This is a genomic window from Comamonas sp. F1-6, from assembly GCF_039581415.1.
GTDB classification, from domain to species: Bacteria; Pseudomonadota; Gammaproteobacteria; order Burkholderiales; family Burkholderiaceae_C; genus Comamonas; species Comamonas thiooxydans.
Genome location: NZ_JBCPWN010000021.1, coordinates 83,523 through 98,616, shown reverse-complemented (window position 1 = coordinate 98,616; position 15,094 = coordinate 83,523). Strand labels below are relative to the sequence as shown.

Below are 15,094 nucleotides of genomic sequence, written 5' to 3'. Positions count from 1 at the left end.
CTCGCGTACCTGCGAAGTGCAAGGCGGCAAGTTCTCCTTTGAAAACTACACCCGCACGGCCCAGGTCCTGGCCGACACGATTGCCGACGCGCATTTTGCGTTCGTGGACAAGCCCATGCACCCCAGCTTGGTGCGCGACATGCTGGGCTACATCAATAGCCGCTTCCGCGACCTCGTGGGCGGTGGCTACCTGATCGGCGCCGAGGCCTACTTTGACCCCGACCGCAACAGCAAGGAAGACCTCGCAGCCGGCCGCCTGCTCATCAGCTACCGATACACGCCCGTGCCGCCGCTGGAGAACCTCATCTTTGAGCAATCCATCACGGACGACTTCCTGGCCGAGTTCGCGGCTGCCATCCAGGCCTGAGCCTGAAACCATAGGAGCACCAATCAATGGCACTGCCTTCCAAACTCAAAAACTTCAACCTCTTTGGCGACGGCAACGTGTGGCGCGCCCAGATCGACAGCGTGACCGTGCCCAAGCTCACCCGCAAGGTCGAAGAGTGGCGCGGCGGCGGCATGCACGGCCCCATCGAAGTGGACCTCGGCCTGGAAAAGCTGGAGCTGTCTTTCAAGGCTGGCGGCTTTCTGCTCGACGGCTACCGCGCTTTCGGCGGCAAGACCCACAACGCTAATCAGTGGCGTTTTGCCGGCGCCTATGAAGACGATGGCACTGCCGTGGTCACCGCAGTCGAAATTCTGGTCAGCGGCCGCGTGCGCGAGATTGACCCCGGCGATGCCAAGGCAGGCGACGACACCGAGCACACCCACACCATCAGCGTCAGCTACTACAAGCTGACCGTGGACGGCCGCGATGTGATCGAGATCGACATGCCCGGCCTGGTCTTCAACGTCGATGGCCAAGACGTTCTTTCCAAAATCCGCCGCGCTATCGGTATGTGACCCGGCGCCCTTCAATTCCCTTTTTCTGAGAACCCATCACCATGAACGAAAACGAAACTACTCCCGTGGTCGAAGGCGTGGAAGTTGTCACGCTGGACTACCCCATCAAGCGCGGCGACACCGAAGTCACGGCCATCACCCTGCGCAAGCCACTGGCTGGCCAACTGCGTGGCATCAAGCTGGGCGAGCTGCTTAATCTGGATGTGGGCTCTGTGCAGATGCTGCTGCCACGCATCACCACCCCCACCCTGCTGCAGCATGAGGTGGCCCAGCTCGACCCGGCCGACCTTGCCGAGCTGAGCATGAAGGTGGCTAGTTTTTTCGCCCGCAAGAGTATCCGCGCGGAATACCTGACAACGTAGAGGACGCCATGGCCGACTTGGCCATGGTCTTTCATTGGCGGCCTGCGGACGTGGAGGACCTGACGCTGGCTGACCTCATGGAATGGCGTGAACGAGCCCGCATTCGCGCCCAACATCAGGGTGTGTAATATATGGGCCATGTTTGCCGACTTCTTCCTCATAGCGCTGTTTGCACTGGCCGCCCTGGTCGTGCTGGGCTTTGCCCTGGCACCCATCATGGCTGCCACTGGCCTTTGGGCGCACAGCAGCGCCGAGGACCACCGCGCCCAGGCCCGCGAAATCGAGCGCCTGCTGGCCGAAAAAGACTAGCCGCCCCCCTGCACTCCCGCGCCCTGGCTCAAGGGGGTGCCCATGTCTGACACCCGCCTGCGGCTCATTCTGGAGCTGCGCGATAGAGTCCTTGCGCCCCTGCGCGGCATTCAGTCCGGCAGCAAGGACGCCGCCGCCGCACTCAAGGCCACCCGCGACCAGCTGCGCGACCTCGAAAAAGCCCAGCAAGACATTGACGGCCTGCGCAAGACCCGCGTTCAACTGCGTGGCCAGCAACGCGACCTGCAAGACCTGCAAACCAAGCTGGCCGCCAGCAATGGCAGCCTTGTGGAGCACCGCGAGCGGCACAAGAACATCGCCGCATCGCTCAAGACCGCGCGCGAGTCGCACAGCAAGCTCACCAAAGCGCTGCAGGACGGCGCCACCGCCACACCAGAATTCAGCCGCCAGCTGGAGATGGCCCGCATTCGGCTGCTCAGCAGTCAGACTGCCTATGAGCGCTCCAACTCCACGCTGAGCAAATACCGCACCCAGATCAAGACCACTGAGGCGGGCATTGCCCAGCTCAGCGGCAAGATCGACAACGGCAAGGAACGGCTGCAGGGCTACCAGCAGCGGCTGGAGCGCGCGGGCATCAGCACCGAGCGCCTGGGCCAGCAGTCCCGCAATCAGAAAATCCAGATCGAGGCCGCCACTGCAGCCATGGACCGCCAGAAGCAAGCGCTTGCGGGGCTCAAGGCTCAACAGGAGAAGCTGGCCACGCTCAAAGATAGTCACGCCAAGGCCATGATGCACACCGGCATGGTGGCCGGCACCGGCATGGCCATGGTGGCCGCTGGCCGTACCGTTGCCAAGCCCGTGCAGGCCACACTGGGCGCCTTCTCGCAACAGGAAGATGCATCGACCCAGCTGCGGGCGGCCATGATGCAGTCCGATGGCAGCGTGCAAGCCGAGTTTGCGCAGATCGATGCCCTGGCCAAGCGCCTGGGGGACCGCCTGCCTGGCACAACGGCTGACTTCATCGAGATGATGACCGTGCTGCGCAAGGAAGGCATCTCTGCGCAGGCCATTCTCGGCGGCACGGGCGAGGCTGCTGCCTTGCTGGGCGTGCAACTGAAAATGCCCGTCACTGCTGCTGCAGCCTTTGCGGCCAAGATGCAGGACGCCACCCAGGCCACCGAGGGCGAAATGCTCGGCCTGATGGATGTGCTGCAGAAAAATGCCTACCTGGGCGCCGACCAGAATTACCAGCTCAATGGCATCACAGCCATGGCTGGAGCCATGGGCTTGCTGCGCCTGAAAGGTGAGGAAGCCTACAAAGCACTATCCCCCATGCTAGTCATGATGAATCAGGCAGGCATGACCGATGGCGGCAGTGCGGGCAACGCCATCAACAAGGTATTTGAAGCAGGGCTGGACACCAAGAAGCTGAAAAAGGTCAATGAACTGCTCAAGCAATCGAAGACCGGCATCAAGCTGAACTTTGCAGATAAGGGCGGCAAGTTCGCCGGGGTTGAGAATTTCTTTGCGCAACTGGAAAAGCTCAAGAAGCTGGGCGAAAACGACGTTCTGAAAACCGACGTTTTCAAAGAACTGTTTGGCACGGACAAAGAAAACCGTCAGGTGCTCAACAACTTTATTGCCAAGGGCTACGACGGCTACAAGGAAACTGTGGCCAAGATGGATGCCCAGGCCAGCCTGCAGCAGCGCGTCAATGAGCAGCTGGGCACGCTGAGCAACGTCATGGAAGCCGCCCAGGGTGGGTTCACCAACGTCATGGCCGACATTGGCGCAACCATCAAAGACGACGCCAAGAATGTCATCAAAGCCATTGGCGACATCACCAGCGGCGTGGGCGGCTGGATCAAGCAACACCCGGCCTTGACTGCAGGCATTGCTCGCACCATGGCCGTGCTGGCCGGCTTGATGGTCGTGCTGGGCACTCTGCTGATTCCATTGGCCTTGATCGCAGGCAAGTTCATGCTGATGCGCTTTCTGTTCGGCATGCTGAGCATCAAGGTGCCTGTGCTGGGTGCAGGTATCCAAGCGCTGGTGAGTATGGTTTCCAGGCTCACCGGCGCCCTGCTTTCGGGCCTCATGGTGGCATTGCGCGCCACTACGGGCGTCATCGTCAGGCTGGGGGCGGCAATGCTGGCCACTCCTGTGGGGTGGCTTGCGCTGGCCATTGCAGGTATTGCGGTGGCGGGTGCATTGCTTCTCAAATATTGGCAGCCCATCAAGGCATTCTTTCGGGGCTTCTGGCAAGGTTTTTCCGAAGGGCTTGCGCCTTTGGGCGGCATGCTTTCGTCCGTCTTTAGCGGTATAGGTGCAGCGTTGGAGCCGCTTCGACCAGTCTGGCAATGGCTGGGGAGTGCCATCAGCAAGGCATGGGGCTGGATGACGCGTCTTTTCGCACCTGTTCAGGCGACACAAGAGGCGCTCAACAATGCCACAAAGGCCGGGCACGGCTTTGGCGCTTGGCTGGCAGGACTTGTGGTCAGCCTTGCAAAACTGATTGGCGGATTCTTCAGTTTCGGTGCAAGCCTCGTGCGCGGTCTTGTCGCTGGAATTGCCAGCATGGTCGGCGCCGTTGTCGAAGTGGTTAGCAGCCTCGCAAGCACTGTTGCGGCCATTTTTACGCGCCTGTGGCAAAGCATCAAAACCACCGCCAGCACGGTCTGGCAGTCCATCATTTCCGCATTGTCGGTCTTGTGGTCTGGTGCAGCAGCCCTGGCTCGCTCGGTATGGGGTGGTCTGGCGGGCTTCTTCGCTGGCATGTGGCAAGGCATCAAAGACACGGCCTCTGCCGTGTGGAATGGCACTGCATCCATGCTCGGCCAGATGTGGGCCGCAATGGTCAACACCGCCAGCACCATCTGGCAGCAAATGGGCGGCTCTTTCGCTGCTGTGCTGCAAACCATCAGCACGGCCATCGTCAATTGGAGTCCGCTGGGTCTCTTCTATCAGGCCTTTGCTGGCGTCATGAGCTACTTTGGCTTTGAGCTGCCCACCAAGTTCAGCGAGTTCGGGGCCAACATCATCCAGGGGCTGGTCAACGGCATCACCAGCAAGATGGCCATGGTTCGGGATGCCGTGGGCGGTGCTGCTGATTCGGCTATTGGCTGGTTCAAGGAAAAGCTCGGCATTCACAGCCCTAGCCGCGTTTTCATGGCGGCAGGCGTCAACGTGGGCGAAGGCGCGGCCATTGGTATTGACCGCACTTTTGGCATGGTGCGCAAATCCGCTGCTGCGATGGCCATGGCAACAGGGGTCACGCTGGCCGCGCCCACTGTGGCCGCGCCCGTCATGCCCGCGCCCGTCATGCCCGCGCCGCAGATCGACCTGTCCGCCAAGGTCGCGCAGCTGCCATCTGTGCCCGCCCAGGCGCTGCCGCCTGCCACGCAACCGCTGCTGCCTGCCCTGCACAAGCTGCCGCCCGTGCCGGCCCAGGCCGTGCAACTGCAGCCCGCTGTGGCACAGGCTCTGCCACCCGCCGCGCAGCCACTGCTACCCATGCTGCAGAAGCTGCCGCCATTGCCCGCCCAGGTCGTGCAGCTGCAGGCCGCTGCAGCCCAGGCGCTGCCGCCCGCCGCACAGCCGCTGCTGCCAGCGCTGCAAAAGCTGCCGCCTGTACCAGCCCAGGCCATGCAGCTGCAGCCCGTCATGAAGCAAATCCAGGCCATTTCTGCGCAGCAGCTGCTAGCCATGCCCGCCATAGCCGACCCCGTGCAGATTGACCGCCGCCCGGTGCTGGCCACCCCAGCGCCTGCAGCTGCGCGCCCTGCTCCTGTAATCCATGGCGACACCATCACCATCCAGATTCACGCCGCTCCTGGCATGGACCTGCAGGCTATCGGCAGGGAAGTGGAGCGAGTGATCGAGCAGCGCGACCGCGCCAAGGCCGCACGCCTGCAAAGCAGCTTTACAGATTGGAATTGACCGCCATGCAAATGTGTCTCGGCCTCTTTGTTTTCAGCCTCGATACCCTCTCGTATCAAGAGCTGCAGCGCCGTACCTCTTGGAAGCACCCCACCCAGAGCATTGTGGGCGGGCGCGATACCTCGCAATACCTGGGCTATGGCGAAGACATCATCACCCTGAGCGGCAGCATGGTCCCCGAGTTCAAGGGCAAGCCCGCCAGCCTGGACGAGTTGCGCCGCATGGGTAACACCGGCCTAGCCTGGGCGCTGGTGGAAGGCAGCGGCACCATTTACGGCGCCTACGTCATCACCGAAATGCAGGAAACCAAAACCTTCTTTGAGGCGGACGGCACGGCTCGCAAGATTGAATTCAGCCTCACCCTACGCCGCATCGACCAGGACGATGAGGGCGACGGCGGCTACTCCGATGAAATGGGCGACCTGGAAACATCCGACGCCGTGAGCATGAGCTAAGGGTAAGGCCATGAGCGATATTTCCGACATCCGCGCCACCCTGCCCACGGCCGGCACCACGGGCAGCAGCAACCGCCGCCTGTTTCTGCAGCTCACGCCCATTTGGCGTGTGACGGTCAAGGGCCAGGACGTTTCCGACCGCTTCGCGCCGCGTCTGGTCAGCCTCACCATCACCGATAACCGCGACGGCGAGGCCGATGAGGTGGAAATCGTCATCAGCGACCATGACGGCACCGTAGAGCTGCCCGAAACCGGCGACCCCATGACCGTGGCCATAGGCTGGCAGCTCAGCCCCGGCAGCGGCCCCTACCGGGCACCAACGGCTGACGAAATGGGCGGCTTTCCCCTGGGGCTGGTGGATAAGGGCAGCTACACCATCCAGGCCGTGGAATACAGCGGCGCACCCGACACCATCACCCTGCGCGGCCGTGCGGCCAATATGCTGGACGAGCTGCGCACCCTCAAGGACCGCAGCTGGCACAAGACCACCGTGGGCACCATCGTGCGCAGCATCGGCGCGCAAAACAAACTGAAGGTCAGCATTGATAAGGAAATTGCTGCGCGCAAGATTGGCCACGCCGATCAGGCGCAGGAGTCCGATGCCTCGTTTCTGCGCCGCCTGGGCAGGCAAATGGATTGCCTGTGCAACATCAAGAACGGCACACTGCTGTTTAGCCAGGCACGCAAGGCCCGCACGCCCAGCGGCAAAGAGCTGCCGCCTGTCACCATCACCCGCGATGCCGGCGACCAGCACCGCTGGGCACGCTCAGACCGTGACTCGTATAGCGGCGTCAAGGCCTTCTATAACAACATCAAGCGCGGCACCCGCTCCAGCGTGGTGGCCGGCATCAGCGGCCGTGCCAAGACCTTGCGCCAAACCTATGCCAATGAGGCAGACGCCCTGGCCGCCGCCCGTGCCGAATGGCTGCGCATTCAGCGCGGCATTTACTCCTTTGACATTACCCTGGCCTATGGCCGTGCCGATGTCATGCCCCAGCGGCCGGTCATCGTCAGCGGCTGGAAAAAGCAGATTGATGAAACCGTGTGGATGGTCACTGCCGTGCGCCACAGCCTGAGCAATAGCGGCTACATCAGCCAACTGACGCTGGAGACGCAGCAGAGCGAGGGCGTGGACGGAGGAGATGAGGCAGAAGAGAAATCGTACTAATTTTATTCTGCTTATCAACTCCTTAACAATTAAATATTTCTCAACTTTTCTAGCTCTAACTTGAGATTTTTAATCCCCTTCTGTGATCTAGCAAATTTTTGCCATTTTTTATTTACTTTCCTAACTTCCAAAGGCGAATAGACTCTGACAATCAGGTATTTATCTATAAAATCTTGAAGGTTAATGAATCTTATCAGCCAAAATAAGCATATAGAAAATAAGACAAATGAAACAAAAATCATAAAATACAATAAATTCATCTGCTCAGAAATTGTCTTTTTGTAATAATCTTTCTTTTCATCAACCTTTAGCAAATCGCATATAACAATAACATCGTGATCAGTTATATTTTTTGGAAAAATAGTTTCTTCATTAATTACGTTCTCACAAAATTCTTTATTAAAAACTATTTTTTCGGCAACAGCTTTATCACCGTAATATTTAATACCTAAACCAGTTTTCCTTACTTTGAGATAGGCCACACTTGAATCAAAGGATGTATAGCTTAAAGACAAAGGAATATAAAACAATAAAACCATCAACAAAATAGACAATTTAAATATAATAAACCTGTAATATTTATTATCAATATCCATTGATTCAACATTAAAAAATCTCGTGATTCTATAAAACTCCACCTCTGGTAATTTTCTATTTTTTCTCCACTCCTCAACTCTTGAGTAATCATTAAAGTCTACTATCTTTAAATTTGTCTTGTATCTAAATAGCTCAACGTCTGATATATTTTTCCATTGCTCGGCCATAATAGTGTTATTAAATGCACTACCGCCTGAGACAAATTTCCAAATTCTATCCACGAAAAAATGAGATGACCCCGCTCTATGGGCGCTATAAATCCAGAATAGAGCAAATGCACCCAATATGAAGAGTGGTCCATAAACTCCAAATCCATCAATTACTTTTTTTATAGAATCTGTTGCTACATCATCCATTTAGACATCCAACAAAATATGGTTTCTAAAGAAAAGACAAACCTTCATTTTTGTCGCACCATATCAATCATCTTTTTGATTTCATCAGCATTTAGCTTTTCAAGCATCTGAAAAACAGGTGGCTTTTCGGTGTGCTTACCGTCCAAAGTTGTCGAAGCGTTGTAAGCGATTGCATTGATCGACTTGGCAATCAACTCCTTCTGCAAGTCTTCTGCATCACCCTTCAGGTCCTGAAGCTGCTTCTTGTAGCCTTCATAAGACGACGCAAGTGCCTCTTTGTGCGCGTACTCTTGCTGGAGTCGTTCATACTGGCTTCTGCGAGTAGCAGAGAACACTGCAAACCAAACTACTGGAATCACAACTGGTGCGCGAACCAGGAGTGTTTTCAGCATCTCAGTCCAATCATGCGCTTTCACAAGTTCAATCTTTAAAGGATCGCTAGTGAAATCAATAATCATAAAAAGTCCAGATAATAGCAAAACAACCAACGCACAATAAAACGCTATCGTATAGTTTTTAATGGGTTTATTGAATGAGTCTTTCAGCGATTTATAGGCTGTTGCTAAGCCTGCGCTAGTTGCCCCAGGCAAGAGAGATTCAACTTTCTCGAACATCGCATTATGTCGAGTTTGATGTTCACCCTCAAAAACTCCAAGCTGTTTAAGTCGATCATCAATTTCCTGCTTGAGTCCAATGCTATCAACTTTCCCGTCTACACCGGGCGAAGAACCGAATACTCTCTGATAGAACTGCTTTAATTCTTCATGCTCTTTTTCCGAGGAATTAGTTAACTCCGTTAACCTATTTCTCAAGTTGTCGATATCGCGCTGGTATCCACCAATTAACTGAGCAGTAGATTCAGGCCCCAAGAGCAATTTGTCATGCAAATCTGAAACTGACTTTTGATCCGTAGTGACTTTTTCCACCATGGATTTTATGCGTTGCTCAGTTGACCCCTGCTCATCAATATTTAAAAATAGATAGTCATCAAATCCTTTTATCTTAGCTTCAATTTCATCGATTCTCTTCTTTTGTGCCGCTGCCTCGCCGTTTGCAATAGAGAGTGCAGATTGAGCCTTTTTTGCAGCTTGTTCAAATGAGCCTATATACTCATTAACCTGCTCTACGTATTTCTTCTGTGCAATCCCATGAGCCTTTAAATATCCATCGGGAATTGAAATATATGGCCGCAGATATGAGATCAACGCATCGGCATACTCGTTCGAATTAACTAGATACCCATAATTTTTGGTTGCCTGATATTGCCTTATATTCTGCAAACAATTATCTGAGCTTTGCTGGCAGTTAGAAAATAGTGATAGTGGCACCAGCTCAAAATCTAAACTTGAAATTAAATTTTCCAAAAATGCCAGAACCTTCTTCAGCCGTGCTAACTCCTCCATAAGACTAGCATCAGCTGTTTCGTCAATAATTGGCTCCTGAACAGCGTCCAAGAGTGATTCCCAAGATTTCTTAAACGGATGAATCTCAGCTGCACTAATCCAACGACTCATAGTGTTCCTCCTTGGATTTTTAATTCAAGTTCTTTAATCAACCGAGTGCGTCATAGAACGCCCTCACCGCCGCACATAACTCTTGCGCCCTGAATCCGTATAGCAATACTGCCCACCGCGTGGCCCGGTGCAAATACTTCCGCTACGACAGCTGCAATCACCACCAGCGGATTGGGCAGGCTTAGGCTGTGACGTCAGCCCCAGCGCGCGGCTGGCACCGCCGCCCATCTCTGCGCTGCAGCTGCGTTTAGAGCCGCTGACGGAGCCGTCATTGCAGATGAACAGCTCACCCTGGCAATGCGATACACCGCCCTTACGGCCAGAGCATGGGTAGTTGGCTGCATTCGCCTGGGTAACGGTCGTAGCCAGTACAAGGCAAGCGCAGGTAGCCCTAAATAAGCGAGCAAACATGGCGTCGCCTATTCAGAGAAAAATCTGCACTAGCGTTGAAGTGGGGCCGGTGGACAGCCCAACGCGCTTGCCTGCAAATTTGCCGTCACGCACGGGGTCGCCATTCTTGACGCTTTCCAGCAACTGACGTGCGGCGTCCTCGCCAAGCGCATAGGTCAACACCTGGGCGGCCAACTGCAGGTTTTCGGCGTTCTTTGCTTCAAAGGTCTCGCCGTCGTCGTCCCTGAAAAACTCCCAATACACGTTCACGCGGCCGCGGCGGAATTCAAGGCCAAATTCCGGCCCGCACACGCTCTTGCCGCACTTGTCGGTCAGAAAGCTATAGCCCTTGCCATCATTGAGGCGGGTTTCGCTGACCACAGGGCGGCCAACGGCGGCGATAAGTCCGGCCTCATCTAGCTGCGCTTGTTGGCTTCCCCCGGCATTGCTGCCGTTCTGCTGCGAGCAACCTACGAGCAAACCCAATACAGCAACGCCCAAGGCTGTGAAAAGACCTCGCCGCGTTGAACGAGCGTTCTCTAAAAACAGCATTGCACTCCCCCTCTTGAATGAGCTGCAGTCTCTCTGTACCGTCAGCCCGAAAGTCGGCTCTTACCTATTTCTCTTTCTGTTCTGACGAAAAAGCGAGCTTCGCAACAGCTTCCAGGGCGATACGGCCTTCAGAGGTGCTGTTACGCCACGCTTGCAGCAGTTCACGCTCAGCGGGCGCAAGCGTGCTTTCCGATGCATTGGCCCTCTGTCCCGTGACCACGTAGAGCACATCGACACCAAGGGTAGCCATTACGCCTAGTGCAGCTGCTGAGGGCGTCTGATCGCCCTTTTCCCAATTCGATAACGTGCCCCGGTTGATTTCACATGCATCCGAGAAAGCTATCTGGGAGTAAGCAATCCGCGTGCGCTCTTCCCTCAGCCGCTCGCCGATTTGTTTAAAAGTTTCGACAGTCATCTATTGACATGCTGAAAATATTCAGCAATGATTCTGCTTACGTTGTAAATCTCAGTTCTCATCGTACATGACCACCACCGTCAACCTGCAGACATCCCAGCGCGCCGCTTTGGTCAGTGCCTCTGCGGACAAGCCCATTGCCATCCGCCTGGGCCAGCAAGAGCTGGACGAAGTGCTGCAATTGGCCCGCGCAGAGGACCGCCCTGCAGGCAACTTTGCGCGCATGGTCTACCTGCTAGGGCTGGCCGTGTACCGCGAGCAAGGCTTTTTGACGCTGCAGGCCGATGTGGCCCAGCCTGCCCGCAGCCGCTGGCAGGCCGCCAGTGGTCTGGTCAATGAAAAGCCGATTGCCATGCGCCTGAACTCCGCAGAGCAGGCCGATGTGGAAGAAATGGCCCGCAACGAATCGCGCCGCCCTGGCAACTTTGCGCGGGCCGTGTTTCGCATGGGCATGCCGATCTACCGCCAACGCATACAGCAGCGCGCTGTGGCCGCGCCCGCAGTGGGTGCTGTCAGCTATGAGTGAGGTGCCCATGGTCGAAAACGATCCTTTCAATGCAGAGCCCGGTCTGCAGGCGCATCGTAGTTTTGCGCAGGCTGCCCTGGGCGTAGGCGTGCGTAAGGTCAGCATGGGCGTGGTGGAGCCTCAAGCTGTGGGACAAACCGGGCAAGGCTGTAACACCGCGAACGGCCAGACCGTGGCACGCGAAGAGAAGCAGGCGCCGCTGATTCTTGACCGCAAGCCCAAGAGCATCCCGCGTGACAGGACGCGCCTGCGCTGCCCGCATTGCAAGTCGCCTTGCAACTCGCGCACCAGCTTTGAAACCAGCGCGCTGACTCGCACCTTCATCTATTGCTGCACCAACTACGAGTGCGGCCATACGTTCAAGGCGGTCATGGAGATTCACTACACGATCTCCCCCAGTGCCACCCCTGACCCGGCAGTGAACCTGCCCATATCCACCCATGTGCGCCGTGACTTGGTACGTACCCAGATGGATGTGGCGCGGTCTGCAGACCATGTGCCCGAACACACCGAGCCGGTAACGGGCGACCTGTTCGCAGGCATACCGCCCGACCCGCCGCGCACCTAGCGCCCTAACCGCTTCCCCTTTTCCACACCGCTGACAGAGCCAGTTTGCTGGCCCTGCGGCCCTTTTCACGCCCAAAAACCTGAAAGACCCTTGCATGAGCCGCTTTGCCATCACTCACATAGACAAAAACCATGTGCGCCGCCGCATGGTGATCGGTGCGCCCAACAACGCCATGGCCAGGGATTGCGCAGTGCGCATCTATGGCGCTGCATGGTTCATGAGCTGCGTGAGGGTCTGAATGAACGCCCCGATGCGCAATGCCTTGGTAATGCTGCCGCCCAAGCTGGCACCCGCAGATGTGTTGGTGGCAGAGTGCCTGCCCGATACCTCTGCGCAGCCGAGTGCGCTGCTGCCTGGGGCGGTTGAACTGCTGCGCATCACCGTGGAAGCCTGGGGCCCGCTGCGTGAGAGCGATGCAGTGCCCATGCCGCTGGAGACGCGCAAGCAGTGGGCAACCCTGCGCAAGGAATACCGCAAGCAATCCGGTCGTGGCTATATCGATGCAGAGAACCAGGAGTGGTTCAGCCTGCCCGAAGAGTTGCGCATGGTCATCCTGTTGCTGGCCCAGGTGAGCGGCAACCTGCCTGACCTTGTTGGCAGAGACTGGCGCGAAACGCCACCGCCCGAGCGCGCAGCCATCAAGGCTGCGACACGCTCGCTCAAACGACATTCCGGCCGCCTCATCGCGCTGGCCAGCCTCTGGTAGTTCGCCATGGCTGTCTCTCTCATTCCGCGCAAGCGCGTCACCACCAACTTTAGGGAGTGGCTGCGCCATCTGCCCAAGCAGGCGCACGTCAATCAGCACCTGCAGCGAATCATCGAGTCCGCGCCAAAGGAGTGGCAAGGGGCCATTCGTGCGCGCTTTGTCAAGACCGCACCCTGCCCGCCTGCCGGTGTGGCGCTAGACGCTGAGGCCTATGCACGCTGGGAGATGGGGCAGCCCACCGAAACACAGCAGGCCTGGGCGGCCCTGCAGGAGCTGGCGGACTATGAAGACCGCTATGGAGATGCACTGCGCCTGAACCTGAGCGATGACGAAATCTGCACCTGGGCCAAAAAGCTGGCCGAAGATGTGGAAGAGTTTGACAACCGCCTGCAGGCACATGCGCGCACTACGCTGAGCTTTCCCAAACTGCAGCCGGTTGACCCGCAAGTCACTTTGCTGGCTCGCGTCAATGCGGTGCGCGGCATTGTGGACATGCTGGGCGTGGAGGTCAGCAAGCCCATCAAGGGCGAATCAGACATTGCCCGCGCCAAGTGCGCGCGCTGGTGGCGCCGCCGCCTGCGCCGCCATATCGCCCGCGTGGTGGAGGCTGGCGCCATCCACATGGGGCTGGTGCATCTGAACAGCGGCGGCTATGTGAGCCACAGCGGGCTGCACCGCCGCAAGGGCCAGTTGGCACGCAATGCCGATGCCTTGGGCCGCACGTATTACAAGAATGAAGCGGGCCAGCATTACAGCCTGGCTGAACTCTCGGCACTGTCGCCATCCAATCCGGCTATTCGTGGCGGCGAGTTGATGACGCGCATTCGTGGTGCTGAGGAATATGCCGACACCCATGGCCATGTGGGCCTGTTCCTGACGCTGACACTGCCCAGCAAGTACCACGCCATGCGGCTCGTGGGCAGCGGTGAAAAGCGCTGGGCCGAGCGCAACCCCAAGTTCAACGGCGCCGACCCACGCGAGGGCCAGCAATGGATGCTTGCGCTGTGGAAGCGTGTGCTGGCCAAGCTCGATCGTCTGCACATCAAGCGTTATGGCCTGCGTGTGGTAGAGCCCCACCACGATGGCACGCCCCACTGGCACATGCTTGTGTGGACAGAAGACAAGGCCCAGGCGCGCGCCCTGGTGGCCACCATTCGCAAATACTGGCTGAGCGAAGACGGCAACGAACGCGGCGCCAAGGAAAACCGCGTGGATGTGAAGCGCATGGAGCGCGGTGGTGCAGCGGGCTATGTGGCCAAGTACATCGCCAAGAACGTGGGCCACATCGCACTGGCCGAGCATATGGACGTGGCCATGGGCCAGGAAATCCAGATGCGCCTGGGCCTTGACCAGCCCGACCAGCCTGCGCCCACCGACACCCATGGCATGGCCGCCCAGCGCCGTGTGGATGCATGGGCTGCAACCTGGGGTATTCGCCAATTCCAGGCCTTTGGCATGCCCAGCGTGACGGTATGGCGCGAGCTGCGCCGCGTGAGCAAAGACCAGCCACAGCAGCTTGACCTGTTCTGCCCAGAAACCCAGCACAACATTCAACGCGCCTATCAGGCCTGCCACCGCCATGGCGATGGAGAGAACGCCATACGCGCGGACTGGCGCATGTTCATGGAGTGCATGGGCGGCCACAGCTGCAAGCGCTACGACTGGCTGCTGCGCCCTGCCCGCCGCGCCGCAAAGGCCGGGGCCACCAATATGTACGGCGACCCGCTCACCGTGGGAACGGTGCGCGGCGTAGAGATTCAGCGAGGCCGTGCGCGTGGCCACTGGCTGGTGAGCCGCCGCATTGCGTGGTCGCACTGCACAGATAAGCCCCAGGCAGCGCACGCCGCCGGCGTGGCTGCAGACGCCGATGGTGTCATCAACAGCGCAGGCCAAGAGGCGCAGACACGGCCGGCTTTGCCGGCCGCTTGGACTGGTTTCAATAACTTCACGGGCCGCCTTCAAGGCGCCGCCGCTGAGCAGATTTCCATAAGCGGCAACCGTGAATCTGAGGTCAAAACCGATCACCTCACCCCGGATTCACCGGCCTACCAGCGCCAAGCACTGGCCAACCGCTTCCAGCAAGCCGCGCACTTCTTCAAAAACGCCCATTGATCCATCACAGGAGGAACCGCCATGCCCGCAAAACGCACCGAACCCAGCCGCGCGGCCGTCAATCCGGCCGCGGGCTTCAAGTACACGCGCGCCGAGAGCACCGATTTGGCCAAGCGCTTTGCCGCCATCCGCCGCGAGCAGGCCAAGGCCCAGCGCGAAGCCGCTGCCGCTGAGTTCGCCCAGACCCAGCAGTCGCTGGAGCTGGAGCCGACCGCCCAGGTTGTCCCACTTTTCAAGCACGCCGTTTAACCCAACTCACAT

The 15,094-nt window shown here is 57.8% G+C and carries 19 protein-coding genes; 14 read left to right on the top strand and 5 right to left on the bottom strand.

Going from position 1 to position 15,094, the window contains the following annotated elements; all coding sequences use genetic code 11:
* The 8 genes from AAIL66_RS19295 to AAIL66_RS19260 form a co-directional block, all read left to right on the top strand.
* On the top strand, positions 1–367 hold a 367-nt coding region (locus AAIL66_RS19295), incomplete at its 5' end, for a phage tail sheath C-terminal domain-containing protein (RefSeq protein WP_343497501.1).
* A gap of 26 nt (positions 368–393) precedes the next feature.
* Complete coding sequence (locus AAIL66_RS19290; RefSeq protein WP_343497500.1) at positions 394–903, top strand: phage major tail tube protein; 510 nt, start codon at positions 394–396, stop codon at positions 901–903.
* 41 nt (positions 904–944) lie between these two features.
* Positions 945–1,265: a phage tail assembly protein gene (locus tag AAIL66_RS19285; protein WP_343497499.1), complete on the top strand. Its 321-nt coding sequence runs from the start codon at positions 945–947 to the stop codon at positions 1,263–1,265.
* 8 nt (positions 1,266–1,273) lie between these two features.
* Entirely contained in the window at positions 1,274–1,393 is a 120-nt protein-coding gene (locus AAIL66_RS19280) for a GpE family phage tail protein (RefSeq protein WP_343497498.1), read from the top strand.
* A 10-nt stretch (positions 1,394–1,403) separates the two neighbouring features.
* On the top strand, positions 1,404–1,574 hold the full coding sequence (locus AAIL66_RS19275) for a hypothetical protein (RefSeq protein WP_343497497.1): 171 nt from the start codon (positions 1,404–1,406) through the stop codon (positions 1,572–1,574).
* A 42-nt stretch (positions 1,575–1,616) separates the two neighbouring features.
* The gene (locus AAIL66_RS19270; protein WP_343497496.1) at positions 1,617–5,474 is read left to right on the top strand and encodes a phage tail tape measure protein; all 3,858 of its coding nucleotides are present in this window, start codon (positions 1,617–1,619) and stop codon (positions 5,472–5,474) included.
* A 5-nt stretch (positions 5,475–5,479) separates the two neighbouring features.
* Positions 5,480–5,929, top strand: a complete 450-nt coding sequence (locus AAIL66_RS19265) for a phage tail protein (RefSeq protein WP_343497495.1) — start codon at positions 5,480–5,482, stop codon at positions 5,927–5,929.
* Between the two features lie 10 nt (positions 5,930–5,939).
* Entirely contained in the window at positions 5,940–7,097 is a 1,158-nt protein-coding gene (locus AAIL66_RS19260) for a contractile injection system protein, VgrG/Pvc8 family (RefSeq protein ID WP_343497494.1), read from the top strand.
* A gap of 29 nt (positions 7,098–7,126) precedes the next feature.
* On the opposite strand, the gene AAIL66_RS19255 is transcribed toward AAIL66_RS19260, so the two are convergent.
* The 5 genes from AAIL66_RS19255 to AAIL66_RS19235 form a co-directional block, all read right to left on the bottom strand.
* On the bottom strand, positions 7,127–8,050 hold the full coding sequence (locus AAIL66_RS19255) for a DUF6216 family protein (protein ID WP_343497493.1): 924 nt from the start codon (positions 8,048–8,050) through the stop codon (positions 7,127–7,129).
* A gap of 44 nt (positions 8,051–8,094) precedes the next feature.
* Positions 8,095–9,564: a hypothetical protein gene (locus AAIL66_RS19250; protein ID WP_343497492.1), complete on the bottom strand. Its 1,470-nt coding sequence runs from the start codon at positions 9,562–9,564 to the stop codon at positions 8,095–8,097.
* A gap of 63 nt (positions 9,565–9,627) precedes the next feature.
* Complete coding sequence (locus tag AAIL66_RS19245; protein ID WP_343497502.1) at positions 9,628–9,792, bottom strand: hypothetical protein; 165 nt, start codon at positions 9,790–9,792, stop codon at positions 9,628–9,630.
* Between the two features lie 195 nt (positions 9,793–9,987).
* On the bottom strand, positions 9,988–10,506 hold the full coding sequence (locus tag AAIL66_RS19240) for a hypothetical protein (protein ID WP_343497491.1): 519 nt from the start codon (positions 10,504–10,506) through the stop codon (positions 9,988–9,990).
* Positions 10,507–10,570: 64 nt separating this feature from the next.
* Positions 10,571–10,921, bottom strand: coding sequence for a helix-turn-helix transcriptional regulator (locus AAIL66_RS19235; RefSeq protein ID WP_343497490.1), 351 nt, complete (start codon positions 10,919–10,921; stop codon positions 10,571–10,573).
* Positions 10,922–10,988: 67 nt separating this feature from the next.
* Here AAIL66_RS19235 and AAIL66_RS19230 point away from each other — a divergent pair, with 67 nt between their 5' ends.
* The 6 genes from AAIL66_RS19230 to AAIL66_RS19205 all read left to right on the top strand — a co-directional run bounded on the left by AAIL66_RS19230 (position 10,989) and on the right by AAIL66_RS19205 (position 15,082).
* On the top strand, positions 10,989–11,447 hold the full coding sequence (locus AAIL66_RS19230) for a hypothetical protein (protein ID WP_343497489.1): 459 nt from the start codon (positions 10,989–10,991) through the stop codon (positions 11,445–11,447).
* A complete protein-coding gene (locus tag AAIL66_RS19225) occupies positions 11,440–12,015 on the top strand; it encodes an ogr/Delta-like zinc finger family protein (protein WP_343497488.1) in 576 nt (191 codons plus the stop codon). The genes AAIL66_RS19230 and AAIL66_RS19225 overlap by 8 nt, the downstream gene beginning before the upstream one ends.
* Positions 12,016–12,109: 94 nt before the next feature.
* Positions 12,110–12,253, top strand: coding sequence for a hypothetical protein (locus tag AAIL66_RS19220; RefSeq protein ID WP_343497487.1), 144 nt, complete (start codon positions 12,110–12,112; stop codon positions 12,251–12,253).
* On the top strand, positions 12,254–12,721 hold the full coding sequence (locus tag AAIL66_RS19215; RefSeq protein ID WP_343497486.1) for a hypothetical protein: 468 nt from the start codon (positions 12,254–12,256) through the stop codon (positions 12,719–12,721).
* A gap of 6 nt (positions 12,722–12,727) precedes the next feature.
* Positions 12,728–14,833, top strand: coding sequence for a replication endonuclease (locus AAIL66_RS19210; protein WP_343497485.1), 2,106 nt, complete (start codon positions 12,728–12,730; stop codon positions 14,831–14,833).
* 21 nt (positions 14,834–14,854) lie between these two features.
* Positions 14,855–15,082, top strand: coding sequence for a hypothetical protein (locus AAIL66_RS19205; protein ID WP_343497484.1), 228 nt, complete (start codon positions 14,855–14,857; stop codon positions 15,080–15,082).
* Positions 15,083–15,094 lie beyond the last annotated feature (12 nt).

Excerpts from the sequence above, each read along its gene's own strand:
- AAIL66_RS19275 (WP_343497497.1), top strand. The coding sequence starts at position 1,404 with ATGTTTGCCGACTTCTTCCTCATAGCGCTGTTTGCACTGGCCGCCCTG.
- AAIL66_RS19210 (WP_343497485.1), top strand. The coding sequence starts at position 12,728 with ATGGCTGTCTCTCTCATTCCGCGCAAGCGCGTCACCACCAACTTTAGG.
- AAIL66_RS19260 (WP_343497494.1), top strand. The coding sequence starts at position 5,940 with ATGAGCGATATTTCCGACATCCGCGCCACCCTGCCCACGGCCGGCACC.
- AAIL66_RS19215 (WP_343497486.1), top strand. The coding sequence starts at position 12,254 with ATGAACGCCCCGATGCGCAATGCCTTGGTAATGCTGCCGCCCAAGCTG.
- AAIL66_RS19285 (WP_343497499.1), top strand. The coding sequence starts at position 945 with ATGAACGAAAACGAAACTACTCCCGTGGTCGAAGGCGTGGAAGTTGTC.
- AAIL66_RS19205 (WP_343497484.1), top strand. The coding sequence starts at position 14,855 with ATGCCCGCAAAACGCACCGAACCCAGCCGCGCGGCCGTCAATCCGGCC.
- AAIL66_RS19240 (WP_343497491.1), bottom strand. The coding sequence starts at position 10,506 with ATGCTGTTTTTAGAGAACGCTCGTTCAACGCGGCGAGGTCTTTTCACA.
- AAIL66_RS19270 (WP_343497496.1), top strand. The coding sequence starts at position 1,617 with ATGTCTGACACCCGCCTGCGGCTCATTCTGGAGCTGCGCGATAGAGTC.
- AAIL66_RS19230 (WP_343497489.1), top strand. The coding sequence starts at position 10,989 with ATGACCACCACCGTCAACCTGCAGACATCCCAGCGCGCCGCTTTGGTC.
- AAIL66_RS19245 (WP_343497502.1), bottom strand. The coding sequence starts at position 9,792 with ATGGGCGGCGGTGCCAGCCGCGCGCTGGGGCTGACGTCACAGCCTAAG.
- AAIL66_RS19290 (WP_343497500.1), top strand. The coding sequence starts at position 394 with ATGGCACTGCCTTCCAAACTCAAAAACTTCAACCTCTTTGGCGACGGC.
- AAIL66_RS19250 (WP_343497492.1), bottom strand. The coding sequence starts at position 9,564 with ATGAGTCGTTGGATTAGTGCAGCTGAGATTCATCCGTTTAAGAAATCT.
- AAIL66_RS19255 (WP_343497493.1), bottom strand. The coding sequence starts at position 8,050 with ATGGATGATGTAGCAACAGATTCTATAAAAAAAGTAATTGATGGATTT.
- AAIL66_RS19235 (WP_343497490.1), bottom strand. The coding sequence starts at position 10,921 with ATGACTGTCGAAACTTTTAAACAAATCGGCGAGCGGCTGAGGGAAGAG.
- AAIL66_RS19220 (WP_343497487.1), top strand. The coding sequence starts at position 12,110 with ATGAGCCGCTTTGCCATCACTCACATAGACAAAAACCATGTGCGCCGC.
- AAIL66_RS19280 (WP_343497498.1), top strand. The coding sequence starts at position 1,274 with ATGGCCGACTTGGCCATGGTCTTTCATTGGCGGCCTGCGGACGTGGAG.
- AAIL66_RS19225 (WP_343497488.1), top strand. The coding sequence starts at position 11,440 with ATGAGTGAGGTGCCCATGGTCGAAAACGATCCTTTCAATGCAGAGCCC.
- AAIL66_RS19265 (WP_343497495.1), top strand. The coding sequence starts at position 5,480 with ATGCAAATGTGTCTCGGCCTCTTTGTTTTCAGCCTCGATACCCTCTCG.